This is a genomic window from Mesorhizobium sp. M7A.F.Ca.MR.148.00.0.0, from assembly GCF_003997735.1.
Taxonomy (GTDB): Bacteria; Pseudomonadota; Alphaproteobacteria; order Rhizobiales; family Rhizobiaceae; genus Mesorhizobium.
The window spans coordinates 1-4,742 of sequence record NZ_RZTB01000208.1 but is presented as its reverse complement, the minus strand read 5'-3'; the positions used below and the strand labels follow the sequence as shown (position 1 = coordinate 4,742).

Annotated in this window: 5 protein-coding genes; 3 read left to right on the top strand and 2 right to left on the bottom strand. The window is 62.5% G+C overall.

From position 1 onward, the window contains the following. Positions 1–767: FAD-dependent oxidoreductase (locus EOB49_RS32810; protein WP_127383405.1), on the bottom strand; the 767-nt coding region annotated here is incomplete at its 3' end. Between the two features lie 208 nt (positions 768–975). Between EOB49_RS32810 and EOB49_RS32805 the strand changes: the two genes are divergently transcribed. The 3 genes from EOB49_RS32805 (at position 976) to EOB49_RS32790 (ending at position 3,377) form a co-directional block, all read left to right on the top strand. Next, positions 976–1,446: an RDD family protein gene (locus EOB49_RS32805; protein WP_127383404.1), complete on the top strand. Its 471-nt coding sequence runs from the start codon at positions 976–978 to the stop codon at positions 1,444–1,446. A 140-nt stretch (positions 1,447–1,586) separates the two neighbouring features. Continuing rightward, entirely contained in the window at positions 1,587–2,351 is a 765-nt protein-coding gene (locus EOB49_RS32795; protein ID WP_023810205.1) for an arginyltransferase, read from the top strand. 129 nt (positions 2,352–2,480) lie between these two features. Next, a complete protein-coding gene (locus EOB49_RS32790) occupies positions 2,481–3,377 on the top strand; it encodes a DMT family transporter (protein WP_127267506.1) in 897 nt (298 codons plus the stop codon). Positions 3,378–3,389: 12 nt separating this feature from the next. On the opposite strand, the gene EOB49_RS32785 is transcribed toward EOB49_RS32790, so the two are convergent. After that, a complete protein-coding gene (locus EOB49_RS32785) occupies positions 3,390–4,604 on the bottom strand; it encodes an AI-2E family transporter (RefSeq protein WP_127383403.1) in 1,215 nt (404 codons plus the stop codon). Between the last annotated feature and the right edge of the window lie 138 nt (positions 4,605–4,742).

Here is a 4,742-nt window from a genome sequence, read left to right as displayed (position 1 = left end):
GTGCGGCCATCGGCCAGTTCCACTTCGGCGGCGTCCGGCTTGGAGCGGATTTCCTTCACCGGGCTGCCCAGCCGGATCGTCATGCCGCGATCGCGCATCTGGTGGATGAAATCGTCGACGATCTCGCGGTCGACGAAATCGAGGATGGAGTTGCGCGGCTCGACCAAGGTTACCGGCACGTCGAGCGCGGAAAAGATCGTTGCATATTCGACCCCGATGACGCCGGCGCCGATCACCGTCAGCGTGCGCGGCAAGCGGTCGAGTTCCAGCATCTCGTCGCTGTCGAAGATTCGGGTCTTGTCGAAAGGCACATCGCGCGGCCGGTGCGGCCTGGTGCCGACCGCGATCAGCGCATTAGCAAAACCGACCTCGCTGTAATCGCCGGTGTCGGTGGTCAGGCTGACCTTGTTGGGGCCAAGGAATTTCACTGCAGCCCGGGCGCTCTTGACCGTGTTGCGCATGAACTGGTGCTGCAGCACCTCGACCTCATGGTCGAGCGTCTTGTGCAGGCGCTCGACCAGATCGCCGACCGAGATATCCTGCTTGACCCGGTAGCCGCGCCCGTAGAAGCCGCGCTCACGCCAACCCGAAAGGTTGAGCACCGTTTCGCGCAGCGTTTTCGACGGGATGGTGCCGGTATGCACCGAGACACCGCCCAGACGCCGGCCGCGATCGACCACCAGCACCGATTTGCCGAGCTTGGCCGACTGCACCGCGGCCCGGCGACCGGAAGGGCCGCTGCCGATGACCAGCATGTCGTAGTCCATATTGCCCCGTCCCCTGCCATGTGCGCTTTTGCTGCGCCGCAGCAAGCTAATGCCATCCGCGCCGCAAATTCAACCGGTTCAGATTGCGCCTGGCGCCTTGAAGGCCGGCGCACCGCAAGAAGCCCGATCTTGATTCCGCCACTGGCCTTCACCATTTCATGGCTGAGCGGTCCGCACCCTATGTCGGACCTTGTTACGAGGAAATGACATGAACGCGCGCGTTCTCGACGGCGAAATCATCACCAGCAGGCTCGACGATGTCAGGGCCTATGACGGCGTACGCACGAAGCGCATCCTGGCGTTCGTGATCGACTATGTCATCGTCGCGCTGCTCACCATCCCGTTTGCCATTCTGGTGTTCTTCCTCGGGCTTTTGACCCTCGGTCTTGGCTGGATGCTGTTCGGCGTCCTGGTACCGACTGTGGCCATCTTCTACATCTGGAACACGCTGGGCAGCACCGACCAGGCTACCACGGGCATGAAGATGATGGGCATCCGGCTCGACCGGCTCGACGGCAGGCCGATCGACGGCCTCACCGCGGTCGTCCATTCGGTGCTGTTCTGGGCCGGCAACGTCATCCTGTCGCCGCTCGTCCTGCTGGTGACGCTGTTTTCCGACCGCAAGCGCACCTTGCACGATCTTTTGCTTGGCACGGTCGTCAGCCGCACGGACCGCTGAAACGGCCCTCTGAAGAGCAGTCGCAACCGATTGAGCACAAATGTGAAGGCGTCGAGTCGACCACGCCCACATAATCCTGTTGAATTTTTCGCCGTCCGCGCCAAAGGTAGAGCGATTCGAAGGAGTGTTTCCAAGGCTCGATGACGCAGCATCCGACCCAGTCGCCGCAGTTCTTCCTGACCGCGCCGTCGCCGTGCCCCTATCTCGACGGCCAGTTCGAGCGCAAGGTGTTCACGCACCTGGTTGGCGACAAGGCGGCGGAGATGAACGACCTATTGACCCAAGGCGGCTTCCGGCGCTCGCAGAACATCGCCTACAGGCCGGCCTGCGAGACCTGCCGCGCCTGCGTTTCGGTACGCATCCTCGCCCAGGAATTCGTCGCCAGCCGCAACATGAAGCGCGTGCTGCAGCACAATTCCGACCTCGTCGGCCACATGCACAATGCCGAGCCTTCGACCGAACAATATTCCCTGTTCCGCAGCTATCTCGATGCCCGCCACCGCCGTGGCGGCATGTCCGATATGACGGTGCTCGACTATGCGATGATGGTCGAGGATACCCATGTCGACACCAAGGTGATCGAGTATCGGCGGCGTGGACCAGACACGTTCATCACCGGCAAGGGACAGGGCGAGCTGATCGCAGTGGCGCTCACCGACAAGATGGCCGACGGGTTGTCGATGGTCTATTCCTACTTCAATCCCGATTTCGAGGAACGGTCGCTCGGCACGTTCATGATCCTCGACCACATCGCCCGCGCCAGGGCGATGGGCCTGCCCCATGTCTATCTCGGCTACTGGGTCAACGGTTCGCGCAAGATGAATTATAAGATGCGCTTCATGCCGCAGGAGCATCTCGGCCCGAAGGGCTGGGAGCGCTACACCAACGAAGCGGTCGCGCGCTGATTACTCTTTCCCACGTCCGGGCTTAAACATTTTCAATCGAGACGATGCTGGTCTTTCCGCTGGTTGGCGGAGAGCGTGCGATTGCGCCGGTCCGCCATCCTCTCCCGAATTCATTGTGAAAGTCGCTGCATGTCGTCTCACGATACTCACACCAAAGGACTTCTGCTCACCGCATTTGGCGGGCTGACGCTGACCGTGGACATCCCGCTGATCCGGCTCGCCCACGGCGAGGCATGGACAATCCTGCTGCTGCGCACCGGCTGCACCTTGGCCGCGGCACTGATCATGTGGACCATCTGGCGCTCGTTCAGCAAGAATGCGCCGCAGCTGATACCTGGCTGGTCGGGCCTGATCGTTGCCGCGATCTACGGGCTCGGCGCGATTGCCTTCATCACAGGCGTCTATAACACCTCGACCGCCAACCTGGTGTTCATCCTGGCCTTCACAACCATGTTCGCCGCGCTGCTTTCATGGGTGTTCCTGAAGGAGCGGCCGCGGCCGCTGACCCTTGCGGCATTGGCCATGATGATTGTCGGCGTCGTCATCATCGTCGGCGATTCCGTCGGCACCGGACATCTGTTCGGCGACCTGATGGCGTTGTGTTCGGCCTTTCTGATCGCCTGCGCCATCACCATCTCGCGCGCCAGCGGCAAGGATATGGGCTTTACCTCACTGATCGGCGTCGTCCTGCCTTTCGGGCTGGCGGCGTTCATGGTCTCCAACACCGGCTTTCAGGTGGAGGCGCCCTGGTGGATCATCCTCAACGGCGCCGTCGTCATGCCGATAGCGTTCTTCTGCCTTGCCGCCGGGCCGAAATACATTTCGGGCCCTGAAGTGGCGATGTTCTACCTGCTCGAAACCGTGCTGGCGCCGGTCTGGGTGTGGATGATCTTTGCCGAGACACCGACGCGCAACAGCCTGATCGGCGGCGCGATCCTGATCGTCACGCTGATCGCGCATTCGCTGTGGCAACTTCACGAGGGACGCAAGCGGCGTGGCGACCTTGCGGTGCAACATCCGGTCTAAGGCGCGTTGAGATCAGGCGCTGGCCTTCTTCGCCACGTCAGGTTCCGGCAAGGCTTCTATTTGCGGACCGGCTTCGATTTCGGCTGGCGAGCCCGGGACGACTTCATCGGCCATTTCCACCTCGCGAAGCCATTCGCGCCAGATCGCGACCAGCAGGGCCATCAGCACCGGGCCGATGAACAGACCGAGAAACCCCATGGTCTTGACGCCGCCGATGAGGCCGAAAAACGTCGGCAGGAAGGGCAGTTTTATCGGCCCGCCGACGAGCTTCGGGCGCAGTGTCTTGTCGACGATGAACAGTTCGACCGCACCCCAGAGGAACAGTGCCAGCCCGGCCATCGGCGAGCCGCTGGCGGCCAGATAGATCGAGACCAGTGTGAAGGACAGTGGTGCACCGCCCGGGATCAGCGCCATGACGCCGGTCAAGGCGCCAAGCGTGACCGGCGACGGCACGCCGGCCAGCCAGTAGGCGATGCCCAGCACCAGGCCTTCGCCGATGGCGATCACGGTCATGCCGGTCACGGTCGACGAGATCGTCGCGGGCACGACGCGCGAAATCCGTTCCCATCTGGTCGGCAGGATGCGTTCGCCGAGACGGTCGACCTGGCCGGCAAAATGCTCGCCGTCGCGATAGGCGAAGAACAACGCGATCATCATGAACAACAATGTCAGGAGCAAGCCGAAAGCGCTGCCGCCGGCGGCCAGCACACCGCGATAGATGCTGCCGATGTTAGCGCCGCTGACCAGCTGGATCAGTTCACCAATGCCGCCGGGATGGCCGAAATTGGTCGTCCACTGCTGGTTCAGCCACTCGCCCACGACAGGCATGGTGGCGATCCAGTGCGGTGTCACCGCGCCATGACGGTTGGTCTCGATCGCCCAGGCGACCCATTCGCGGACCTCGTTGATCGCATAGGTGCCGGCGAGCGCGATCGGGATCACCAGGAAGGCTAAGATAAAGAGGATGGCTAAGGTCGCGGCGATGGTGCGGTTGCCACTGACCGCGACAAGCAGGCGGCGGTAAAGCGGCCAGCTTGCGAAAGCGATGACGAGCGCCGCCAGCACCGGAAACAGGAAGCCGTGGAAGAAATAAACGCCGGCGGCGACGATCAGCACCAGCAGCCAGCGCGCCGCCGACAGCGGCGGGATGACGGCGGACCTGAGCGGCGTCGACAGGCCGAACAGGCGCTGCTGCCGTTCCGGTTTCTGGATTTTTGCTTCCTTCAAACGCCTGGCTCTCCCAAACACCCCTCCTGTCTATGCACTGATATAGTGCAGCAATCGTGACGATAGTCCAAATCATTGGGGATCTCCCCCCTCGAGGGGGAGATGGCCGGCAGGCCAGAGGGGGTCGCCGCGCGTGAA